The sequence below is a fragment of the Vibrio sp. SALL6 genome, from assembly GCF_002002385.1.
GTDB lineage: Bacteria > Pseudomonadota > Gammaproteobacteria > Enterobacterales > Vibrionaceae > Vibrio > Vibrio parahaemolyticus.
The window spans coordinates 1-18,618 of sequence record NZ_MQVK01000034.1 but is presented as its reverse complement, the minus strand read 5'-3'; the positions used below and the strand labels follow the sequence as shown (position 1 = coordinate 18,618).

Here is an 18,618-nt window from a genome sequence, read left to right as displayed (position 1 = left end):
ACGAAATTTAAGAAGAAGGATAATGGTGCCGAGAGAGGGACTCGAACCCTCACACCTAAGGCACTAGCACCTCATGCTAGCGTGTCTACCAATTTCACCATCTCGGCATCATGATGCTCTGCATACACAGAGGCCTCAAAAAGAAGCACTCCAAATTGTATAACCAAACTCCATCTGTTGGCGAGAGTAAAATTGCTCATTTTTGGTGTTTCACGTTTGATTGCGTATTTATTGGCCGTTTTTGATCTTTTTACCATAAAGAACCGTCCCAATGCCCTTACTTTCCCTACCAGTATGGCTGCAAAATAGCAGGTTTGCATAAATTTTGAACGCTTGAACGTTTGCGTCAATAAATGTGATGAATATCTCGTTCGCTTGGCTATACTTGCGTCCCGTTTAAGCGGGAATTAGGGTTTAGTTGTTCAGGACCCTTACCCATACAAGCCGTCACAAGGAGCAGGTCGAGTTGTAAACTCACCAGCAGTGAATGACCCCACGGACCGGACCAGCTAAGTTCAATTGCTTGTATAAGGTAAAAATTAAGATGTCGAACTATCCGTTCAGTCTACATTCTGGATCTACGAGTGCTTTACCACTCGATACGTTGTCCCTTTCTTCTGCCAATTCCTTTGGTTCTCTTTTCTTTTTCAACGTTCAGTAGGTCCGACTCATGAGTGTTCTATTTAGTTTATTTGGTATTGTTGCACTACTAGGTTGTGCTTTCCTACTGTCTGAGAGCCGTTCATCCATCAATTGGAAAACAGTGTCTCGCGCTTTGTTACTTCAGTTGGGCTTTGCCGCTCTGGTGCTTTATTTCCCGATGGGACAAGCCGCACTAGCGAGTTTAAGTAATGGCGTTGCCGGGTTATTAAGCTTTGCTGATGAAGGGATTCGATTCCTTTTTGGTGATCTCGCTTCTACTGGTTTCATCTTCGCTGTTCGCGTCCTTCCTATCATCATTTTCTTCAGCGCTCTTATCTCTGCCCTTTACTACTTGGGCATCATGCAAAAAGTAATTCAATTTATCGGCGGCGCTATCCAGAAATTCTTGGGTACCAGTAAAGCGGAATCACTCGTTGCAACGGGTAATATCTTCCTATCTCAAGGTGAGTCACCACTTCTTATTCGTCCGTTCCTATCAAACATGACTCGTTCTGAGCTATTTGCAGTAATGGCTGGTGGTATGGCATCGGTAGCTGGCAGTGTGCTTGGCGGCTATGCCGGCTTGGGTGTGGAGCTGAAATACCTTATCGCTGCGAGCTTCATGGCAGCACCTGGTAGTTTGCTAATGGCAAAAATCATCGTTCCTGAGCGTCAAACGCCAAGCGATTACAACAACATTGAGCTAGACAAATCAGAAGAAAGCAACGTTATCGATGCACTAGCAAGCGGTGCGATGGGCGGTATGAAAGTCGCAGTGGCTGTCGGTACTATGCTGATTGCCTTTGTGAGTGTGATTGCGATGGTGAACACAGGCCTAGAAAACCTAGGTGAAATGTTTGGTTTTGCTGGCGTAACACTGCAAGCGATTTTGGGTTACCTATTTGCACCACTAGCATGGTTGATTGGTGTGCCAAGCCACGAGATCCTAGCGGCTGGTTCTTACATTGGTCAGAAAGTTGTAATGAACGAATTTGTGGCGTTCATCGACTTCGTACAGCACAAAGCGACACTGTCTGAGCACACTCAAGTGATCATCACATTCGCTCTATGTGGTTTCGCGAACATCGGTTCGATTGCGATTCAGCTAGGTTCTATCGGTGTGATGGCACCTGAACGTCGTAAAGATGTAGCAAGCATGGGTCTTAAAGCGGTAGCGGCTGGTACGCTAGCGAACCTAATGAGCGCATGTCTAGCAGGTATCTTTATCTCGCTTTAATATGATTGAGCAATAAATGAAAACCCGCCGATGTGGCGGGTTTTTTTATGGTGTTGGGAACGTCGTGTGAGTCAGTGTAAGAGCATTCCCGAACCATGTTTATTCGATGTTATTTGGGGGATTTAGGTACTAACCCATAAGGGATCGATTTGAATGCTTTCGGGTGCGCTTGATATGTTGGTGCCTTGTGCACACCTTTCCAATCTAAAAGCATAATCGCGAGCACATTGCGATGTTCCCCATACTTTAGATCAAAGTCACCATCAACGGATGGGATCATCCCTTGTTCGGTGCTGATGGCATCTCGAATCGCTTGGCGTGTTTTCTCAACGGCGGGATCGTGGTCAAGGCCAGCCAGTAAAAATGAAATACCTACTTCGGCAATGATGTCTTCTTTTGCTCGCAATAAAATCGTGTCGATGTTGTCGCGGAAGTAATCATAAATCCATTGATGATCCGCTTCATTCACGCGCTTTTGATAATACTGAGAGTCGGCAAAGATGATGTGCGTCATGCCATAGATTTTGTTGCCGTATTGCTGAGCAGAGAGCTTTTTATCATTGTCGTCGGGGTAGGTCGCTCGGAATGCTTCAATGAACGCGTTCACCACATCTTGTTCACCCAGTTGACGCAGCCAATAGACCTGATTTGCCAACTGCGCCGCCCATGCTTCAATCATCTCTTTATCGGTGGCGTAGCGAGTAAAATCGTAACGACGAATGATTTCTCGCAGTGTTTTATCTTGTTGGTGCTTTAAGCCGTACTCATCTGCTCTCGCCATCGCGCCCAGTAAATCGACGCCAAGATACAAATACTCAGGGTGATGTTTTGTTGCGGTATAACGACGTTGGCTACGTTCGTCCTCTTTTTCTTGGTAGCGAGTAAGCCGCTCAGAGGAATATAAAATGATGTCTTCTGGTTTGACGACGTCATTCGCGAAGCGATTCAATCGGCTTGCGACTTGAGCCATGTCCGTCCAAATGGTTGCGTAGTATTTTTCATCTAAGGTTTGGCGGAACATACGCAGCCCAAAGTGGCCTTCCTTAAAGGGAGGAAGCGTGAATAACTCACGTTCGTATGTGTCGCGAATCAGCTGTGCTGATTGAGAGTAATTAAGTGCAGGCACCTCTTCTTGAGATGCCTGAACATTCAAGATGAGTGAGCAAGAGAGCAAAACCGCCAAGCTGATAGGTTTGATACGCATAAATCCATTCCCTGATATAACCTGGATGTAAACTTATCATCAATGTTTGTTAAGAATGTAAAATCTGAGTCAATAGTTCAAAATATGTCTAAAAGTCAGGTTGATACGTTCTCCTTTTGGTTTGGCTGTTTTGGGAACGCAGTGTCTCCAATGGTGCTGAAGCTCCCCAGCCATGATCAATAATGCGCCGTGGCCGAGCTCATATTCTATTTGAGTTTTACAATGTAAATTTCGTAGCACAAATCGGCGCGTATCACCTAAGTTCAACGAGGCGATCACCGGATTTCTGCCCAGTTCTGGTTCATTGTCTTGGTGCCATCCCATCGAGTCCTGACCGTCGCGATACAGATTCGCCAATACAGAGTTGAACGGGGTGTTGGCAAGGCTTTCACAGCGAGCCTTGAGTGATAACAGCTCAGACGTCCAAGGGTGAGGTGCCATGGTTAAACCCGAATAGGTGTAAGGCGCATCGCCATGCCAAGTCTGCAAACGAGGTTGAAGTACCGATTTCCCGAAAATGGTTATGCGTTCTTGTTGCCAAGGCAAGGTACTCATAAGCGTTGAAAAGTACGTATCCGCTTCTTGCTGAGAAAGAAAGTTTGGCTGATAAAAGAGCTTACCTTGGCGTACCTCTTGCCAATCCGTACTTTCAAATAAATCGCCTTGTCCTTGCATCCCGTTGCCTATTTAAACCATAAAAATTTCAGATAATTATTACCTTTGCAAAGGCTATTGGTTATTCTTGTAGATAATAAGAATTTTAACAATAAAAGAATAATTCTCGTAGTAACGGACGAGCTAGTGGGGAGCTAATGCGTTATTCACCCAGAAAACAGTGCTATTTTGCACTGTTCTTTTTCGCTTTTGTTGCCTTGTGTGTTGGTGTTATTGAGCTGTTGCATCAGAATCAGCAAGACCTTCAGCAAGAGCGCGTGCAAGTTGAAGCCAAAGAACAACTGTCTATTCTCCGCTCCAATTTGGAAGCGGTACTCATGGCTGATATTTACAAAGCCAGCACATTAGCGACGCTAATCACTTTGCTGCCAAATAGCGAAGAAGAGGAGCTAAGCATTGCCGCCGATCGTATTCTTAACAAAAGTAAGCACATCACGGTCATCGGTATTGCGGAAAATGATGTAATTAGCCATATATTCCCAACTAAAGGCAACGAGCGCGTCCTTGGTCTGGATTACCGTAAAGTACCAGCGCAATGGGTACAAGTTCAAAAAGCCAAAGATATTCAAGAGATTTTCATCGCGGGGCCTGTGTCGCTTGTTCAAGGTGGGCGAGGGCTTATTGTACGCGTGCCAGTATTTCGAGACCCACCAATCAACAAAGAGTATTGGGGGGTGATCAGCGCCGTGGTGGATTTTGATGGTTTAATGCGAGAGACCGGCGTATTCGACTTCTCATACCATTATCCTTTGACGATACGCGGTTATGACAGCGGCGGAGAATATGGGGATATGTTCTTTGGTGATCCTAATCAAACGGGCAAACTGTACGCCAAAGAGCATGTGCACTTCCCTTACGGTGGCTGGAGCATGGCGGCCTACGCGGGTGGGCAGCTTGAGCAACAAATTTCGTGGTTTGAGCTGAACATCGTCAGAATCATTGGCTATCCCATTCTCATTGCACTGAGTATTGCGTTGATCGTGATTTACCGTTTGTACATCATCGCTGACGACCGTGCGCTGCATGATGAACTGACGCATTTGCCTAATCGCCGCTACTTTATGCAGTCATACAAGCAGCAGTTTGAAATCGCTAAGCGCTATAAAAAACGTTACAGCTTTGCGTTGATCAATATAGATCTAGACCGATTCAAACACATCAATGATACCTTCGGCCATGACGCGGGTGACAAGGTGTTGATTGCCACCGCAGAGCGCATCAAAAGCAGCTTGAGACGTTCAGACATGGTCGCGCGAATGGGCGGTGACGAGTTTTTAGTGGTTGTACACAATTTGGGAATGGAAGAGCACGTGCAGAAGTTACTGCAAAAGCTCAGGTTGGCGTTGTGTTCGACGCCCGTTATTTATGACGAAGAGCTGATCTACCTACGCGTGAGCATTGGTTACGCCATCTTCGATCCGCAAATGACTTCTCCAGAACAAATGATGAAAATCGCGGACGAACGGATGTATCAACAAAAACACGGCGGATAAAAAGCGAAGCCCAGATTGATTCTGGGCTTTGTTGTATTTACAGAGTGAGAAAGATAGGGAAGGTAGAAAAGTGCGTCCCCAAGAATTCTCTATGCCAATTTGAAAGCACTTAGCTGATGTTTTAGCTCCATCGCTTCAGCTTGGTAACCGGAAACAATCTGGTTCAAGTCATCAGCGTGCTGACCCGTTTTGTGCGCGATGCTCGCCAGTACGTCGATATCTTGGTCGATGGCTTCACATGCTTTAGATTGCTCAATGGTCGAGTGCGTAATGGTGCTGATGTGATTGTTCACGTGTTCGATGCTGCTTTCGAGTAAAGACACACTCTCATTCACTTGTTGCACGGATTCAAACGTGTCGTCACTGGCTTGTTTGCTCTTCGCCATGCTTTCTACTGAGAAACGGGTTTTCTCGCCAATTTGGTCCAACAGTTTGCTGATGTTCTCGGTAGCTTCTTGGCTGCGCTGCGCCAAATCACGCACTTCAGAAGAGACAACCGCGAAGCCGCGACCATGTTCGCCCGCACGAGCGGCTTCAATTGCTGCGTTAAGGGCTAATAAGTTGGTTTGTTCAGAAACGCTGTTGATGGTCTCGACTATTTGGCCAATGCTCTGCGTGTCGTTCGCTAATTCTGCCATGCATTGTTCAGTGGCGTTGATCTGCTCCAACAAGCTTTGTACGGAGCGGTAAGACAATTCACTTTGGGTCTGGCAGTCGACCACTTTGTTATTCATGGTTGTGGTGTCACCCATTGCGCGCTCTGCGGACTGAGCGATTTCCACACTCGATTGTGCGAGTTCAGTCATCGCGGTTGCGATGTTGTCGCATTTAGCGATGGTAGAGCGGCTACTGCTATCAAGATCCTGCGCAGAGTCAACAATGTTTTGTAGTCGATTTGAGCTCTCGTTATTGGTCTTAGTGACGTCAAACAGCAGCTTTCTGAAGTTAGAGATCAAGGCATTAATGCTGTTCGAGATGGAAGCGATTTCATCTTTGCCGCGAGAATCGAGTTCAACCGTCATATCGTGGTGCTCAGACATACTGCGCAGGGTTTGTTTCAGGCGACCAACGCGGCTTCGTAGGCTTGCAACCAACCCCCACACCATCATGATCATAAGCAGAGAAATCACAGTAGTCGCAGCCATCAACAAGTTACGATTTAACGTGGCTTGCTGCGCGGAATGTTCTGCTGCACTGAGCATCTGATCAACCATTTGGTTACGCAACTGGTTCATGAGACCGATGCGCTCGGTTGCCATAGGAAACCATTCCGTTGCTTGAGGCCCCTGAATGTTGTCTAGGTTGGCACTCTGGTTAAGGAAGGATTGCTGTACTTGCTCAACCTTCTTCCACGCAGGATTGCTTTGGTGTGATTGCAATGACTGTCGATATTGTTCTGGGAACGCAATTTGCGCTTTTCTTGATGCGTAATCACCCGATTGGATGTATCCCTCAATGTTGGAGAACAAAACAGATGTGGCGCTTCCTTTCGCAAATACCCCATTAAGTGCGCCGCGTGCTTGGCCTGCACGCTCTTTCATCACGATCACAGAGATCAATGCATCGCCGAGCGTACCTAGCTCTCGGCTTTGAGTCTGTGCAATCAAAACGTCGATGTTGTCGATGATGAGCTGATTCAGGTTGGAGTAATAACCAAAAGGTGCGATTTGAGGCGAAAAGCGGTCGACCCCTTGTCGAACCTGATTGAGTCGATTGAGCTGCACTTGGACATCTTGGAGTAAGTCGTAGCTATCGCTGCTGCTAATTAATGGCGTGTTAAGTTGAACCAATGAATTGACCGCGTCATCGACTTTTTTTCTTTGCTGAGTCAGCTTTTGCACGATTTCAGTTTTGCCTTGGCTACCCAGTACGCCGGCTGTTAGTCCACGTTCGAGGGCGAGATTATGCGCAAGGTTGTCGTAGTGGGTGATTAAGGTCACTAGCTGCTGATCTTTCAGGGCTTGGTGGGACTGAGTGTTTAAATTGATGGTGTGCTGAACCGCAAGAAAAATAGCAAGTAATAATGGGACGCCTGCAACAACACTGACCATGATATAGAGGGGAAACTGACGAACGAACGCAAACATAGAGCTCTCCTAGGTACCAACCGTGAAATCCATTTACTGAGGTATTTTTCCTCATTAATTAGCAGTATAGGGTAAAAATATGAAAGCTAATGGATAATCACAAAGTAGTAGTTGGTTTTTTGCTGAGAAAGTGATTAGTAGCAATGTAACAAGTGGCATATTTGCATGCTATTGCATTTTGCAAATGCAATTTGCGAAAATGCTGGTTAATAATGCGTCGATATGCACCTGGATCTATTAAAAAACAGCTTTTTTAAAGTTGGCACGCATCGTGCTTTATCTAGAGTGACCCTTATTAAGCCGAGGGTCACCTAGCCAACTGACGTTGTTAGTGAATACACATTGTTCACAAGTATATACCGCCAATCACCTTTCTTGTGATTGGCGTTTTTTCTTTCTAGAGACCGATAATATTCACATTGTCACCCGTCTCGTCCGCTTCCCCGCATTTGCTGTAACAGCTTGGTTGTCTTGGACATACCGCCCCTCTTGAACAAATCAATCTTGCTTGGCTTTGAATGCCGCGTTCTATCCAATTGATATTTAAGATTTTAGCGATCGTAGTTAAGTCTTTTTTGATATGAGGCGGAATAACACTGCTTCCGCCGGAAGCGACACAGAGAGACTTCAACTCTTCCGCTATGGAAACCGCATCACCGCCTTGTGCTGAAATCGCAGGGTTTAAATCTATCCCCGCACACAACACTCGGTTGTTCCCCGCCGGGTCAAATACGTTGACCGATTCGCAGCAATAAATGCGTGGCTCGTCACCCACATTCAAAATCGAGATTTGCGCAGAGCTCGTATCTAAAGGTTGGGATAGACGTCTGAATACCGCCCAGTGTTGGCATGGGTCATTCACTTTGCGCATGTTGCCCCAAGGGAGTGGGATGCCATTCCCTCGATACACAGCTTTAAGCTTGCCCGGCCCGTACGCGTCGAAATAGTGCCAATGGGGATATGGTGACACAACGGTCATGCGGCGCATCGCAACCGATGGTGAAACGCCTGCTTTTTTATGAACATCAATTTCGTAACCGGAGCGGTCGAGCAACTGACGAAATGGCACTTTAGGGCAAAGCAGAGCTCCTGCAAAAAAGCTGGACTCAAAGTCTCGCCAAGCTTGCAGAATGTCTTGCGAATTTAGCTCAGAGTTCGACACGGGGCTGTCCATTTGTTCCCAGTTATTCTGATGTCCGATGGAGAGCACGTTATTCATCGCGTCGCTGCTGTGCAATACGCGGTGGCCAATGTATACCGATAAGTCGTATTTTAAACGGGTAGGGTAGTCGCGCATCCGTTTGTTGAGATAAATGGTGCCTGGTGGTTCCATGAATGACGTAATCAATTGCTTGGCGTTTACGCCCAATTCATCGATGACATCTTGAGGCGCTCGGTCAACCCAGCGGATATCCAAGCCCATACTTTTGGCAATGTCGATCAAATCCTCAACCGACAAATTAAGGCGCTTCAATCCCACTTCTTCGGCGGCACGTTCTAAATCAGGAAAATGGTTTTGATGGTTCTCTTGGTGCGCGCGGATTAGCAGGTGAGCAAATTGACGACCTGTGATCCCGGTTTGAGACAGCATTTCTGGAATAGCAATCTGAAGAATGTCATTGGAAAACAGGAAGCTCGGTTCTAGCGCCATGCCATTAATTCCGCCTCGATTCCCTTTGTTGGGGGTAATGGCTTCTAATTCGGGCTCATCATCTAAAAACCACGCCGGATCTTTTTGAAAAACTTCTGCGATTACCTCGAGCATATCGATACTCGGGACGCGTTTTCCGCGCTCAATCATCGAAAGGTAAGAAACCGACGGCGCGTACTCAGGATTAATCCTTACACAACGGGCAGACAAATCTTCCATCGTTAAATGGTTGTTTTTTCTTAGGTTACGAATTTTCGTACCAAGAAAATGGGACTGACGAATAAGACTTTTTGACACAGACATTTTGTAAAATTCACATTGTAAAATTTTTGTTGTGAAATTGTAGTCAATATTTCGCTAGTCTACATAATGAGCAGGCAAGGAAATTAACCATCAACTTCACAGAATTGCCTGAAACTTAAATAAAGGATTTAAGTTTTTACTCTAGGACGAGTTTTTAAGTGCGAGGATATGACGATGAATATGCTGAACTTCGATAAAAAAGAGATGCAACAACAACAACGCCCATTTATCGCTGAAGCCGTATTTGCCGTCGAAGCGGTAAGTGCTGAGCAGCAGAGTGAGAAACAAGTAAAAGCGAAGCAACTACTAGACCGCATGTTCCCATTGGAGAACGGGTCGCACCAAGATGTATCAAGTTACGTGATTGATTACCGCCATGTTTTGGCTTATTTCAAAGACGGTACACACAGCGGCCTGAAAAGCCCAAAACACTTCGTGGCGTACACTGGTGAAAAGGAAGATCCAAAATCGATCTTGTTCAAAGATGATTCAGGCAACCACGTAGAAGTGCTGTTTGGTTGCCATAAAGGCACAGGTTGTGTGGAGTTGATGGACATCGATGACATCCAATTGGAAACTCGCATCACGTTCAATCCAGAGTTGACTGGCAATGCGCCAACCGCGATGCGTCATTGGATTAGTCTTATTAAAGGCGACAAGAAAGGCAAACCGATGGCGTGTAGCGAAGACAAAGAGTACACCGCAAAAAATGGTGACGACTATGTTCTTAGCTACTGCTACAGCATTGATTAATCAAATATAAGCCCAAGTAGCCTGCTTGGGGTATGTAGGACGAGAAAGTAGAAACCCCGCGCTAAACAGTGCGGGGTTTCTTTATTTGTTCTAACCGTCTTTACTGTGTTGCCAGAGAGGTTAGCTTAGATAGGCATCACTCGGTTTCGACCGAGTTGTTTTGCTTCATAAAGCTGTTTATCGGCTTTGTTGACTAATGAATCTACGGTGTCACCAACTTCGAACTCTGCCACACCAAAAGAAGCGGTAATGCTATGAACTTGTGTGCCCGAGCGTTTATCACGTACGCGTAGCTTTTCAATCATGCGGCGCAGGGTATCGGCATATTGGCGGGCGATTCGTAGGGATTTGTTTGGCACAATTAACGCAAATTCTTCGCCGCCGAAGCGGTACGCACTCACACCATCGCGACAGCTTTGTTGTAGTCGACGCGCGATCGCTTTCAATACTGTGTCACCAAATAGGTGCCCATAGTTATCGTTGAACGCTTTAAAGTGGTCGATATCCAGCAAGATGAGAGTCATCGCCTGATTAGCGTTAATCAGCATGCTTAAATCAGTATCAAAGGCACGACGATTGTAAAGATTAGAGAGTCCATCAAACAGCGCGTCTTTTTGTACTTCGGCTAATTGATGCTTCAAACGAGAAATTTCTTCACTCGCATTGGTGAGTTGACGGTTTAAGAATTTAGTTGAGTGGCGAATCTCATGAGATTCAGCAACGAGTTGGCGGATCACCACCATCACTTCTTCGATGCTCAAGCTGTTGTCTTCGACTTTTTCTAATTTGTTGAAGCTTTTATCGACCATCGCAGAGAAAGAAGAGGTATCTGACAAAGTATCACTCATGGAGCTCGACACTTCATGCAATAGCACTTCTACGTTGGTTTTGAGATCTTCTAAACTGGTTTCTGCTCTACTGGCCACGTAGTTGTTGTAAAGCTGTTTGTTCGCTGCTGGTGGACAAATACCGTAGTGTTCTAACACTTCGTCCATCTCAAAATTGAGTTCTGGAATGGTTTTGTCTACGTAGGTATACCAAAGCGCGTAGTTTGCGGGGGTGGCAGCTACATGATTTTTGATCATTAGTGGCACCGCTTTTTTTAAGTTAGCGGTCGATTTCTTAAACTCGTCAGTCATTTCTGCGATGTTACTAGCAAAATGGAATTGGATTTAGATTACCGGATATTAACTAATATCGCTTTAATTTTTATCATTTTTGCTTGGTTTATATAAAAAAATGAGCAAATAGCGGTGATATTCATAAATCTGAAATTTGATCTTATAAAATTGTGGTTTAAAAAGTGAACGATTGAGGGTGGAAATACGATTTGGCTCCTATGTTCACGATTCATGCAAAGAGCATGGAAAGCGCTGTAGTTAGTAAGAATGGATGATCCGCTCGCGATGCCGAGCGTAAAACAAATCAGTACATTTAGCTCCTTGCCTAAGGACGTTTTTTGAAAAAGAAAATAGGGCTTTACTGGTTTACGTTTGACCTAAGACTTCACGATAACTCGCTATTGGTTAATGCCTCATCTTTTCTGGATGAATTGGTTTGCTTGTATTGTCGCCCTTCAGTAACTCCTTTTCTCCATCATTTTGCTCAGGAGGTAACGCTAGGACGAGCTAGGCAGAAATTTATCGATGCGTCTTTGTGCGAACTGAATGACGCACTCGGCCAATTAGGCCAGCGACTTTGGACGCTAGATTTACCCCCGTATCAAGCCCTCAAATATGCCATTCAATATTTGAGTGTCACTCATCTTTATGCAGACGCAATGGCTGGCTCGGATGAACAGAGCATATTGCACAAGCTGCAAGATGAATACCCACACCTTGTCATTGTTCAGCACGCTGTACGCAGTTTGTTCGACGAAAGCAAGCTGCCGTTTACGTTGCCTGATCTGCCCGAGACTTTTACTCAGTTTAGAAAGTGCGTTGAAGGGATAGACATCGCCCACCCAATAGATGCGCCGAGCCGCCTACCGCCAATGCCAAAAGACGCTCAACTGCCAACTTTATCCTCTTCTTACTTTGATGAGTCTGCGCTGTTTTCTGGCGGAGAATGGAGTGGTCTTGCGCATTGTCGGCGTTACTTTTCTTCTGGCTTGGCAAGCTCATATAAAGAGACGCGCAACGGACTCGACGGGATGGCGTATTCCACCAAATTTTCACCTTGGCTTGCGCTTGGTTGTGTGTCGCCAAGAATGATTTATGCCATGCTCAAACAGTATGAACAAACCCAAGGGGCGAATGATTCGACTTACTGGATTTACTTTGAATTGTTGTGGCGCGAATATTTTTATTGGTACGCAAGGTGTTATCAACAAAGGCTGTTTCGGTTTGGTGGTATTCGCAATCAACCGCCGTTAACCAGTTTTTATGCGCATCGTTTTCAGCAGTGGAAAAATGGCACCACACCGTATCCCATCGTCAACGCGTGTATGCACCAACTGAATAACACTGGTTATATGTCTAACCGTGGTCGCCAGTTGGTTGCAAGTTGCCTTGTTCATGAACTGGGGCTGGACTGGCGGTATGGCGCGGCCTACTTTGAAACGCAGTTGATTGACTACGATGTCGGCTCGAATTGGGGAAACTGGCAATATTTAGCGGGAGTAGGGGCAGATCCGAGAGGCTCTCGTCAGTTTAATTTGGAGAAGCAGACACAAATGTACGACCCAAATCATGAGTTCATTGAACGATGGCAAGGGCGTGACAGCCGAGCGCAGCAAGACGTTGTCGATATGGTCGACTGGCCAATCACAACGCAGCAAGAAAATGGAGATAAATAAATGCGTTATGACACGGTGCGATTGATTCTCGGCGACCAACTCAACAGCGAGCATTCTTGGTTTCAGCAAGCGGATGATACCGTGCTTTACTTGATTGCTGAGCTCAAGCAAGAAAATACTTACGTTACGCATCACATTCAAAAGGTGTGCGCCTTCTTCTCCGCGATGGCTATGTTTGCTCAAGAGAAGCAAGAAGAAGGGCATCATGTTCTGCATCTAACTTTGGATGACACTGCCGCTTTTGACGATCTTGACCAAGTATTGCAGCACTACGTTCGTGAAGTAGGGGCAAGCAAATTTGAGTATCAACAGCCTGATGAATATCGACTGTTGGAACAACTGACCAAGTTGAAATTAGAAGGTGTTGTCAAACGTTGCGTCGATACCGAGCATTTTTTACTGCCTTTTGCAGAAATAGAACAGCAGTTCCCGCAAGGCAAACACGTCATGATGGAGCACTTTTACCGACGGATGCGCAAGCGCTTTGATATTTTGATGCAAGACGGTAAGCCAGTGGGTGAAAAGTGGAATTACGATGCCAACAACCGTAATAAACTGAAAGTGAAAGATATCGAGCAATTACCCAAACCGCTGATGTTTAGCCTGAATGTTGACGAGATTGTAGAGCGACTAATGCGACACAAGATCTCGACCATCGGTTCACTAAATGGTGATTTGTTATGGCCAGTGAATCGCGCTCAAAGCCTATCTTTGCTCGCGCATTTTTGTCAGGTTTGTCTCCCTCACTTTGGTCGGTTTCAAGATGCGATGACGGCGGAGCACGATGCCAAATGGAGTTTGTACCACAGTCGTTTGTCGTTCTCGATGAACAGTAAGTTACTGCACCCCAAAGAGGTAATAGATGCTGCACTTAGTGCGTATCAATCAAACAAACACATCGATATTGCACAGGTAGAAGGATTCATTCGTCAGATCTTAGGTTGGCGGGAATTCATTCGGGGTGTGTACTGGGCGAATATGCCGCAGTATCCGCAGAAAAATGAGCTCGAAGCATCACGTGATTTACCCGACTACTTTTGGACAGGAAAAACCAAGATGGCTTGTATGCGCAATGCAATAGGCCAGTCTCTCGATTATGCCTACGCCCATCATATTCAGCGTTTGATGGTGACGGGCAACTTTTGTTTGCTCACCGAGATGAATCCTGACCAAGTAGATGCTTGGTATCTCGGCATTTATGTCGATGCGATTGAGTGGGTAGAAATGCCCAATACACGCGGTATGGCATTGTTCGCCGATGGTGGCATTGTTGGCACCAAGCCTTATGCCGCAAGCGGGTCGTACATCAACAAAATGAGCGATTACTGTAAAGGTTGCCACTATGACAACAAGGCGCGCAGTGGTGAAGGCTCTTGTCCATTTAATAGTCTTTATTGGCGATTTATGGACAAGCATGAAAAGCGACTCGCTACCAATCCACGCATCGGCATGATTTTCCGGTCTTGGGACAATATGGAAGCTTCGCAGCGCCAAGCGATTCTTGATACGGCTGAACGCTATATCGCGGATTTGGAGCATTTGTGATGAACATTTTGATCGTCGGTGGAAACGGAGGGATTGGTTTGGCGATGGTCAAAGAGGCACTAGTGCGCTTTCCGCAGGCTCAAATTCACGCGACCTATCGGCGCACAAAATCCGATTATGAACATTCAGCCTTGATTTGGCACCAGGTCGATGTCACGGATGAAACGCAGGTCAAAAATTTGAGTCAAGCGGTTAATAGTATCGATTGGGTGATCAACTGTGTCGGTATGCTGCATACGCCAAACAAAGGTCCGGAGAAAAATCTCAGAATGGTGGAGCCTGACTTTTTCCTGCAAAACATCGCCGTTAACACCTTGCCAAGCATGTTACTCGCTAAGTATTTCACGCCACTTTTAAAGTGCAGTGGTGCACCGAAATTTGCGGTTGTATCGGCCAAAGTTGGCAGCATTAGCGACAATCATCTTGGCGGTTGGTACAGTTATCGAGCCTCGAAAGCCGCGCTGAATATGTTTCTCAAAACCATGTCGATTGAATGGCAACGCACGCTTAAAAATGGCGTGGTCTTGGCATTGCATCCGGGCACGACGGATACCGCGTTGTCTGAACCGTTTCAAGCGAATGTCCCTGAGGGTAAGTTGTTTACACCAGAGCGCGTTGCCAGTGATTTAATGGGGCAGATAGTAAAAGCCGCCCCGCAAGATAGCGGGGCGTTTTTGACGTACGATGGTGAGCGTTTGCCTTGGTAAGCGTTACGGTTTTTTCTCTGGTTTGCTGCGTCGGCAGCGTTCAGAGCAATAAATCACTGTCTCCCAATTTCGCGCCCATTTCTTGCGCCATGAAAAAGGTCGCTCACAGACGGGGCACAGCTTTGTTGGTAAGTGCGATTTAAAGCCTTTCATCATACTAATTCTCAAACGCTAACCAGTCCTCATTATTGTTCAAACAAGAACAAATAGTCGCCGTAACCCAATTGTGCCATTTTGCTTACTGGCACAAATTTCATCGCTGCCGAATTCATGCAGTAACGCAGCCCGGTTGGTTTTGGGCCGTCGGTAAATACGTGCCCTAGGTGAGAATCACCAAACTTACTGCGAACTTCTGTTCTAGGATAAATCAACTTGTAATCGGTTTTTTCGACGATGTAACCTGGGTTGATTGGCTTAGTGAAACTTGGCCACCCCGTCCCCGATTTGTACTTGTCGGTAGAAGAAAACAACGGCTCACCAGTTACGATGTCGACGTAAATACCGGCTTCTTTATTGTCCCAATATTCGTTGTCAAACGGGCGCTCGGTACCTTCTTCTTGCGTTACGTAGTATTGCAACTCAGTCAACGTAGACTTGATCTTCGATTGAGACGGCTTGTTGTATGCTTTTACCTTCGACAGCAGCTTTTTCTCATCGATAAGCTGACGCAGTGTTTTCGGATGTTCTTTGCGATCGTCACCAAACACTTCATCCAAGTATTTGTCTCGACCGGATGCGTAACGATAGTACTTGTACTTTAGGCTGCTCTTTTTGTAGTAATCCTGATGGTACTCTTCCGCTGGATAGAATGTCTCAAACTTGATCAACTCAGTTTTAAGCGGTTTTGGATAAACCTTTGCATTGTCGATTTCCATCATAAACTGCTCTGCGATCTGCTTTTGCTCTGCGTTGTGGTAGAAAATAGCAGGTCGATACTGTGGACCTCGGTCGACAAATGATCCTTTATCGTCGGTTGGGTCAATGTGGCGGAAAAAGTAATCGAGTACTTGTTCGTAATTCACCACATTCGGGTCGTATTTCACTTCGATGGATTCAATGTGTCCGGTTTTTCCAGAAGATACTTGGCGATAGGTTGGGTTTTTCACGTGCCCGCCGGAGTAGCCAGACACCACATCCAAGACGCCAGGAAGCTGTTCTAAGTCCGATTCCGTACACCAAAAACAGCCGCCAGCCAGTGTGGCGATTTCTGCATTCTCTAAAGCCTTCATCTTATCCATCGTATCGGCGGTGCCTGTTTTACTCAAAAGTAGAAACAAGACAGGAAGTGCGAAAGAGAATCCGACCAATAACTTAGATATTTTCTTCATAGCTACCTCAACGTTGTTTTCCGTAGAAAGTGTGACTGAAATAAAAAGTGCTACGTAAATAGAAAGGCAACAGAGCGAAAAAATTACAGCGATTTTTAAAATTCCGTTGCCCTTTTTGATAAGAAAGATACAGTATCGGCACGAAATACACCGCTCAATCGGGCAAAAGTTACACCCAACGAGCGATGCCAAAATGAGGTAAACCATGCAAGCAGAAGTTAAATGGGTCGAAGATTTTAAATTCCTCGGTCAATCGCAGTCCGGTCACTCAATCGTGATGGATGGTAACGGTGGTGCAACGGCACCAAGCCCAATGGAAATGGTGCTAATGGCCGCTGGTGGTTGTAGCTCTGTGGATGTTGTGGATGGTTTAAAAAGCGCAGGCCAAAAGGTGGTATCTGTTAACGCTAAGCTAACCACTGAGCGTCGTGAAACCGCGCCACGTATCTTTACGCAAGTGAATATCCACTTTGAAGTGTCAGGTGACGAGCTTGACCCAGAAGTCGTAGCAAAAGTGGCGGCTGACTCGCTAGAAAAATACTGCTCGGTTTGCCTAATGCTTGGCAAAGGTGTCGAAATGACACACAGCTGGGAAATCGTGTAAATCGATACCCTCCGCAGAATGAAAAAATAGCAAAATAGGAAAGAGAAAAGTGCAGGCTTTTCTCTTTTTTTCTTGTGCAATTCGCGTACTGTGTGTTTGGTCTGAAGTAGTAGGAATTTTCCAATGACCGAACTAGAAAAAATGATGTCCGGCCAAGTATTTGATGGCATGGACAAAGAAATTGACGCCATTCGAACTCAAGCGACTCTTGCCCTGCGCGCCTTCAATAACAACACTGACGAAAGTAAGCGCGACGAATTGCAAAAACAGCTGTTTGGCAAAGCGGGTCTTTGCATTGTTCAAGCCCCTTTCCATTGCGAATTCGGTAAAACCATCGAAATCGGCGAAGAAACCTTTATCAACATGAACGTGGTCATGCTCGATGGTGCCAAAATTACCATCGGGAACAACGTGCTCATTGGCCCGAGCGTGCAATTGTATACCGCTTCTCATTCTGTTGATTACCGAAGTCGCCGACGTTGGGAAACGTTTTGTAAACCCATCACGATTGAAGATGATGTGTGGATTGGCGGAAATTCGGTCATTAACCAAGGTGTGACGATAGGTGCTCGCTCAGTCATTGCGGCGAATTCAGTCGTTAACCATGATGTGCCGCCAGATTGTCTATACGGAGGCACACCAGCGAAGTTGATTCGTCGTCTCAACGAAGAAGAGTAAGAATCGATAGTGATGGCATGATGACTCGCTTTACAGGCGTATGAGAATCATGCCATCAGAAAGGGATAATTCGTCAAGGAGTCTAAGATGTCGAACAAGACAGAAGTCCTCATGTGCCCTACATGTGGGGTAGAAACGCATCATGTCGTGGTGTTAGTTAGAAAAAAAAGTGGCTTTGAAGGCGATAAAAATCGTAACAAGAAAGAGTTCATCGCTGGCTTTCTCAAAAGTGTAGTGTTCGGCGCCTTCCTTGCTTCTATGGATGAATTTGAACGTCACTTGATCTGCGAAAACTGTGGTCATAAAACCATTCAATAGTAACTGATAGTCTTTCTTTCTCTGCATAAGTTCATAAGTGCGGTTTGAAGCACTGGTTATTCAAATCGCATTATCCTCTTTTAGTGCTTTTGCTCTTCTTATGTTCCTCTCTCAAAAATGAGTCACATTAGTACGCATTTTAACCGCTTGGATGCAGGTAACTCACTGCTATGTATAATAAATTTTGGTGGGAAATACGTGTTTCAGCTCGATGTTTAACCTCTGTTCTATCGACACGTTTTGAGTCAGTAAACACTTAAATTTCGTTTACTTTATGTTGTACGCGGTGTAATTGTGTGAAATTGGTCACATTAATGTTTAATTTATGAAAAAATAATTAATGAATAGTAATTCACAAATATGCTGACCGTATGTGCTATTTAGTTTTGACTTATCTTTTGAATATTCACTTGGTGAATGTTTTGTTGTTTTTAGATTGACTGAAAGTTTGATTTTCTATTCAAACTTGTGAAAGGTTGAATCGATATATTAGAAAACATGAATTTGATCTTGTTTCTATCTTTTGTTTTAAATGCGAAATTCATTACTAACAACGGATGGTTTTGATGATTTCTCTTATGTGTATCCCACCAATT

General features: G+C 45.4%; 16 protein-coding genes and 1 tRNA gene. 9 read left to right on the top strand and 8 right to left on the bottom strand.

Annotated features, from left to right (window positions below):
- Window positions 1-23: 23 nt before the first annotated feature.
- Window positions 24-107 (bottom strand) — tRNA-Leu (locus BIW15_RS20410).
- A gap of 563 nt (window positions 108-670) precedes the next feature.
- Here BIW15_RS20410 and BIW15_RS20405 point away from each other — a divergent pair.
- Complete coding sequence (locus BIW15_RS20405) at window positions 671-1,879, top strand: NupC/NupG family nucleoside CNT transporter (protein ID WP_005459233.1); 1,209 nt, start codon at window positions 671-673, stop codon at window positions 1,877-1,879.
- 109 nt (window positions 1,880-1,988) lie between these two features.
- Here the strand turns inward: BIW15_RS20405 and BIW15_RS20400 are convergent, their stop codons facing one another.
- Window positions 1,989-3,083, bottom strand: a complete 1,095-nt coding sequence (locus BIW15_RS20400) for a DUF3541 domain-containing protein (RefSeq protein WP_045586718.1) — start codon at window positions 3,081-3,083, stop codon at window positions 1,989-1,991.
- Window positions 3,084-3,152: 69 nt separating this feature from the next.
- Window positions 3,153-3,758 carry an alpha-ketoglutarate-dependent dioxygenase AlkB gene (locus tag BIW15_RS20395; protein WP_015312834.1) on the bottom strand — a complete coding sequence of 202 codons (606 nt, stop codon included), beginning with the start codon at window positions 3,756-3,758 and terminating at the stop codon, window positions 3,153-3,155.
- Window positions 3,759-3,895: 137 nt separating this feature from the next.
- Between BIW15_RS20395 and BIW15_RS20390 the strand changes: the two genes are divergently transcribed.
- A complete protein-coding gene (locus BIW15_RS20390) occupies window positions 3,896-5,251 on the top strand; it encodes a diguanylate cyclase (RefSeq protein ID WP_023624819.1) in 1,356 nt (451 codons plus the stop codon).
- A gap of 89 nt (window positions 5,252-5,340) precedes the next feature.
- On the opposite strand, the gene BIW15_RS20385 is transcribed toward BIW15_RS20390, so the two are convergent.
- Window positions 5,341-7,338, bottom strand: coding sequence for a methyl-accepting chemotaxis protein (locus tag BIW15_RS20385; protein ID WP_077281546.1), 1,998 nt, complete (start codon window positions 7,336-7,338; stop codon window positions 5,341-5,343).
- Between the two features lie 397 nt (window positions 7,339-7,735).
- A complete protein-coding gene (locus BIW15_RS20380; RefSeq protein ID WP_005479975.1) occupies window positions 7,736-9,292 on the bottom strand; it encodes a DUF3612 domain-containing protein in 1,557 nt (518 codons plus the stop codon).
- Window positions 9,293-9,466: 174 nt separating this feature from the next.
- Here BIW15_RS20380 and BIW15_RS20375 point away from each other — a divergent pair, with 174 nt between their 5' ends.
- Complete coding sequence (locus BIW15_RS20375; RefSeq protein WP_005484284.1) at window positions 9,467-10,045, top strand: malate synthase; 579 nt, start codon at window positions 9,467-9,469, stop codon at window positions 10,043-10,045.
- A 125-nt stretch (window positions 10,046-10,170) separates the two neighbouring features.
- Here BIW15_RS20375 and BIW15_RS20370 read toward each other — a convergent pair whose 3' ends face one another.
- Window positions 10,171-11,184: a GGDEF domain-containing protein gene (locus BIW15_RS20370; RefSeq protein WP_005479978.1), complete on the bottom strand. Its 1,014-nt coding sequence runs from the start codon at window positions 11,182-11,184 to the stop codon at window positions 10,171-10,173.
- 320 nt (window positions 11,185-11,504) lie between these two features.
- Between BIW15_RS20370 and BIW15_RS20365 the strand changes: the two genes are divergently transcribed.
- The 3 genes from BIW15_RS20365 to BIW15_RS20355 are packed head-to-tail and all read left to right on the top strand — an operon-like array spanning window position 11,505 to window position 15,094.
- Window positions 11,505-12,842 carry a DASH family cryptochrome gene (locus BIW15_RS20365; protein ID WP_077281545.1) on the top strand — a complete coding sequence of 446 codons (1,338 nt, stop codon included), beginning with the start codon at window positions 11,505-11,507 and terminating at the stop codon, window positions 12,840-12,842.
- Window positions 12,843-14,387 carry a cryptochrome/photolyase family protein gene (locus tag BIW15_RS20360; RefSeq protein WP_069515023.1) on the top strand — a complete coding sequence of 515 codons (1,545 nt, stop codon included), beginning with the start codon at window positions 12,843-12,845 and terminating at the stop codon, window positions 14,385-14,387.
- A complete protein-coding gene (locus tag BIW15_RS20355) occupies window positions 14,387-15,094 on the top strand; it encodes an SDR family oxidoreductase (protein ID WP_005480002.1) in 708 nt (235 codons plus the stop codon). Before BIW15_RS20360 ends, BIW15_RS20355 begins: the two co-directional genes overlap by 1 nt.
- A gap of 3 nt (window positions 15,095-15,097) precedes the next feature.
- Here the strand turns inward: BIW15_RS20355 and BIW15_RS20350 are convergent, their stop codons facing one another.
- Both BIW15_RS20350 and msrB read right to left on the bottom strand, forming a co-directional pair.
- Window positions 15,098-15,247, bottom strand: coding sequence for a DUF2256 domain-containing protein (locus tag BIW15_RS20350; RefSeq protein ID WP_071653083.1), 150 nt, complete (start codon window positions 15,245-15,247; stop codon window positions 15,098-15,100).
- 32 nt (window positions 15,248-15,279) lie between these two features.
- Complete coding sequence (gene msrB, locus BIW15_RS20345) at window positions 15,280-16,422, bottom strand: peptide-methionine (R)-S-oxide reductase MsrB (protein ID WP_005479994.1); 1,143 nt, start codon at window positions 16,420-16,422, stop codon at window positions 15,280-15,282.
- A 205-nt stretch (window positions 16,423-16,627) separates the two neighbouring features.
- On the opposite strand from msrB, the gene BIW15_RS20340 reads away from it, so the two are divergent.
- The 3 genes from BIW15_RS20340 (at window position 16,628) to BIW15_RS20330 (ending at window position 18,022) form a co-directional block, all read left to right on the top strand.
- Window positions 16,628-17,026 carry an OsmC family protein gene (locus BIW15_RS20340; RefSeq protein WP_005459319.1) on the top strand — a complete coding sequence of 133 codons (399 nt, stop codon included), beginning with the start codon at window positions 16,628-16,630 and terminating at the stop codon, window positions 17,024-17,026.
- 123 nt (window positions 17,027-17,149) lie between these two features.
- Window positions 17,150-17,704 (top strand): sugar O-acetyltransferase, encoded by a 555-nt coding sequence (locus tag BIW15_RS20335; RefSeq protein WP_005459239.1) that lies wholly within the window; start codon window positions 17,150-17,152, stop codon window positions 17,702-17,704.
- A gap of 87 nt (window positions 17,705-17,791) precedes the next feature.
- The gene (locus BIW15_RS20330; RefSeq protein ID WP_025535771.1) at window positions 17,792-18,022 is read left to right on the top strand and encodes a hypothetical protein; all 231 of its coding nucleotides are present in this window, start codon (window positions 17,792-17,794) and stop codon (window positions 18,020-18,022) included.
- Window positions 18,023-18,618: the final 596 nt, after the last annotated feature.

Bases quoted from the DNA above. Each gene is read 5' to 3' on its own strand.
- BIW15_RS20335 (WP_005459239.1), top strand. From the start codon at position 17,150: ATGACCGAACTAGAAAAAATGATGTCCGGCCAAGTATTTGATGGCATG.
- BIW15_RS20380 (WP_005479975.1), bottom strand. From the start codon at position 9,292: ATGTCTGTGTCAAAAAGTCTTATTCGTCAGTCCCATTTTCTTGGTACG.
- BIW15_RS20390 (WP_023624819.1), top strand. From the start codon at position 3,896: ATGCGTTATTCACCCAGAAAACAGTGCTATTTTGCACTGTTCTTTTTC.
- BIW15_RS20355 (WP_005480002.1), top strand. From the start codon at position 14,387: ATGAACATTTTGATCGTCGGTGGAAACGGAGGGATTGGTTTGGCGATG.
- BIW15_RS20385 (WP_077281546.1), bottom strand. From the start codon at position 7,338: ATGTTTGCGTTCGTTCGTCAGTTTCCCCTCTATATCATGGTCAGTGTT.
- BIW15_RS20370 (WP_005479978.1), bottom strand. From the start codon at position 11,184: ATGACTGACGAGTTTAAGAAATCGACCGCTAACTTAAAAAAAGCGGTG.
- BIW15_RS20375 (WP_005484284.1), top strand. From the start codon at position 9,467: ATGAATATGCTGAACTTCGATAAAAAAGAGATGCAACAACAACAACGC.
- BIW15_RS20340 (WP_005459319.1), top strand. From the start codon at position 16,628: ATGCAAGCAGAAGTTAAATGGGTCGAAGATTTTAAATTCCTCGGTCAA.
- BIW15_RS20400 (WP_045586718.1), bottom strand. From the start codon at position 3,083: ATGCGTATCAAACCTATCAGCTTGGCGGTTTTGCTCTCTTGCTCACTC.
- BIW15_RS20360 (WP_069515023.1), top strand. From the start codon at position 12,843: ATGCGTTATGACACGGTGCGATTGATTCTCGGCGACCAACTCAACAGC.
- BIW15_RS20350 (WP_071653083.1), bottom strand. From the start codon at position 15,247: ATGAAAGGCTTTAAATCGCACTTACCAACAAAGCTGTGCCCCGTCTGT.
- BIW15_RS20330 (WP_025535771.1), top strand. From the start codon at position 17,792: ATGTCGAACAAGACAGAAGTCCTCATGTGCCCTACATGTGGGGTAGAA.
- msrB (WP_005479994.1), bottom strand. From the start codon at position 16,422: ATGAAGAAAATATCTAAGTTATTGGTCGGATTCTCTTTCGCACTTCCT.
- BIW15_RS20405 (WP_005459233.1), top strand. From the start codon at position 671: ATGAGTGTTCTATTTAGTTTATTTGGTATTGTTGCACTACTAGGTTGT.
- BIW15_RS20395 (WP_015312834.1), bottom strand. From the start codon at position 3,758: ATGCAAGGACAAGGCGATTTATTTGAAAGTACGGATTGGCAAGAGGTA.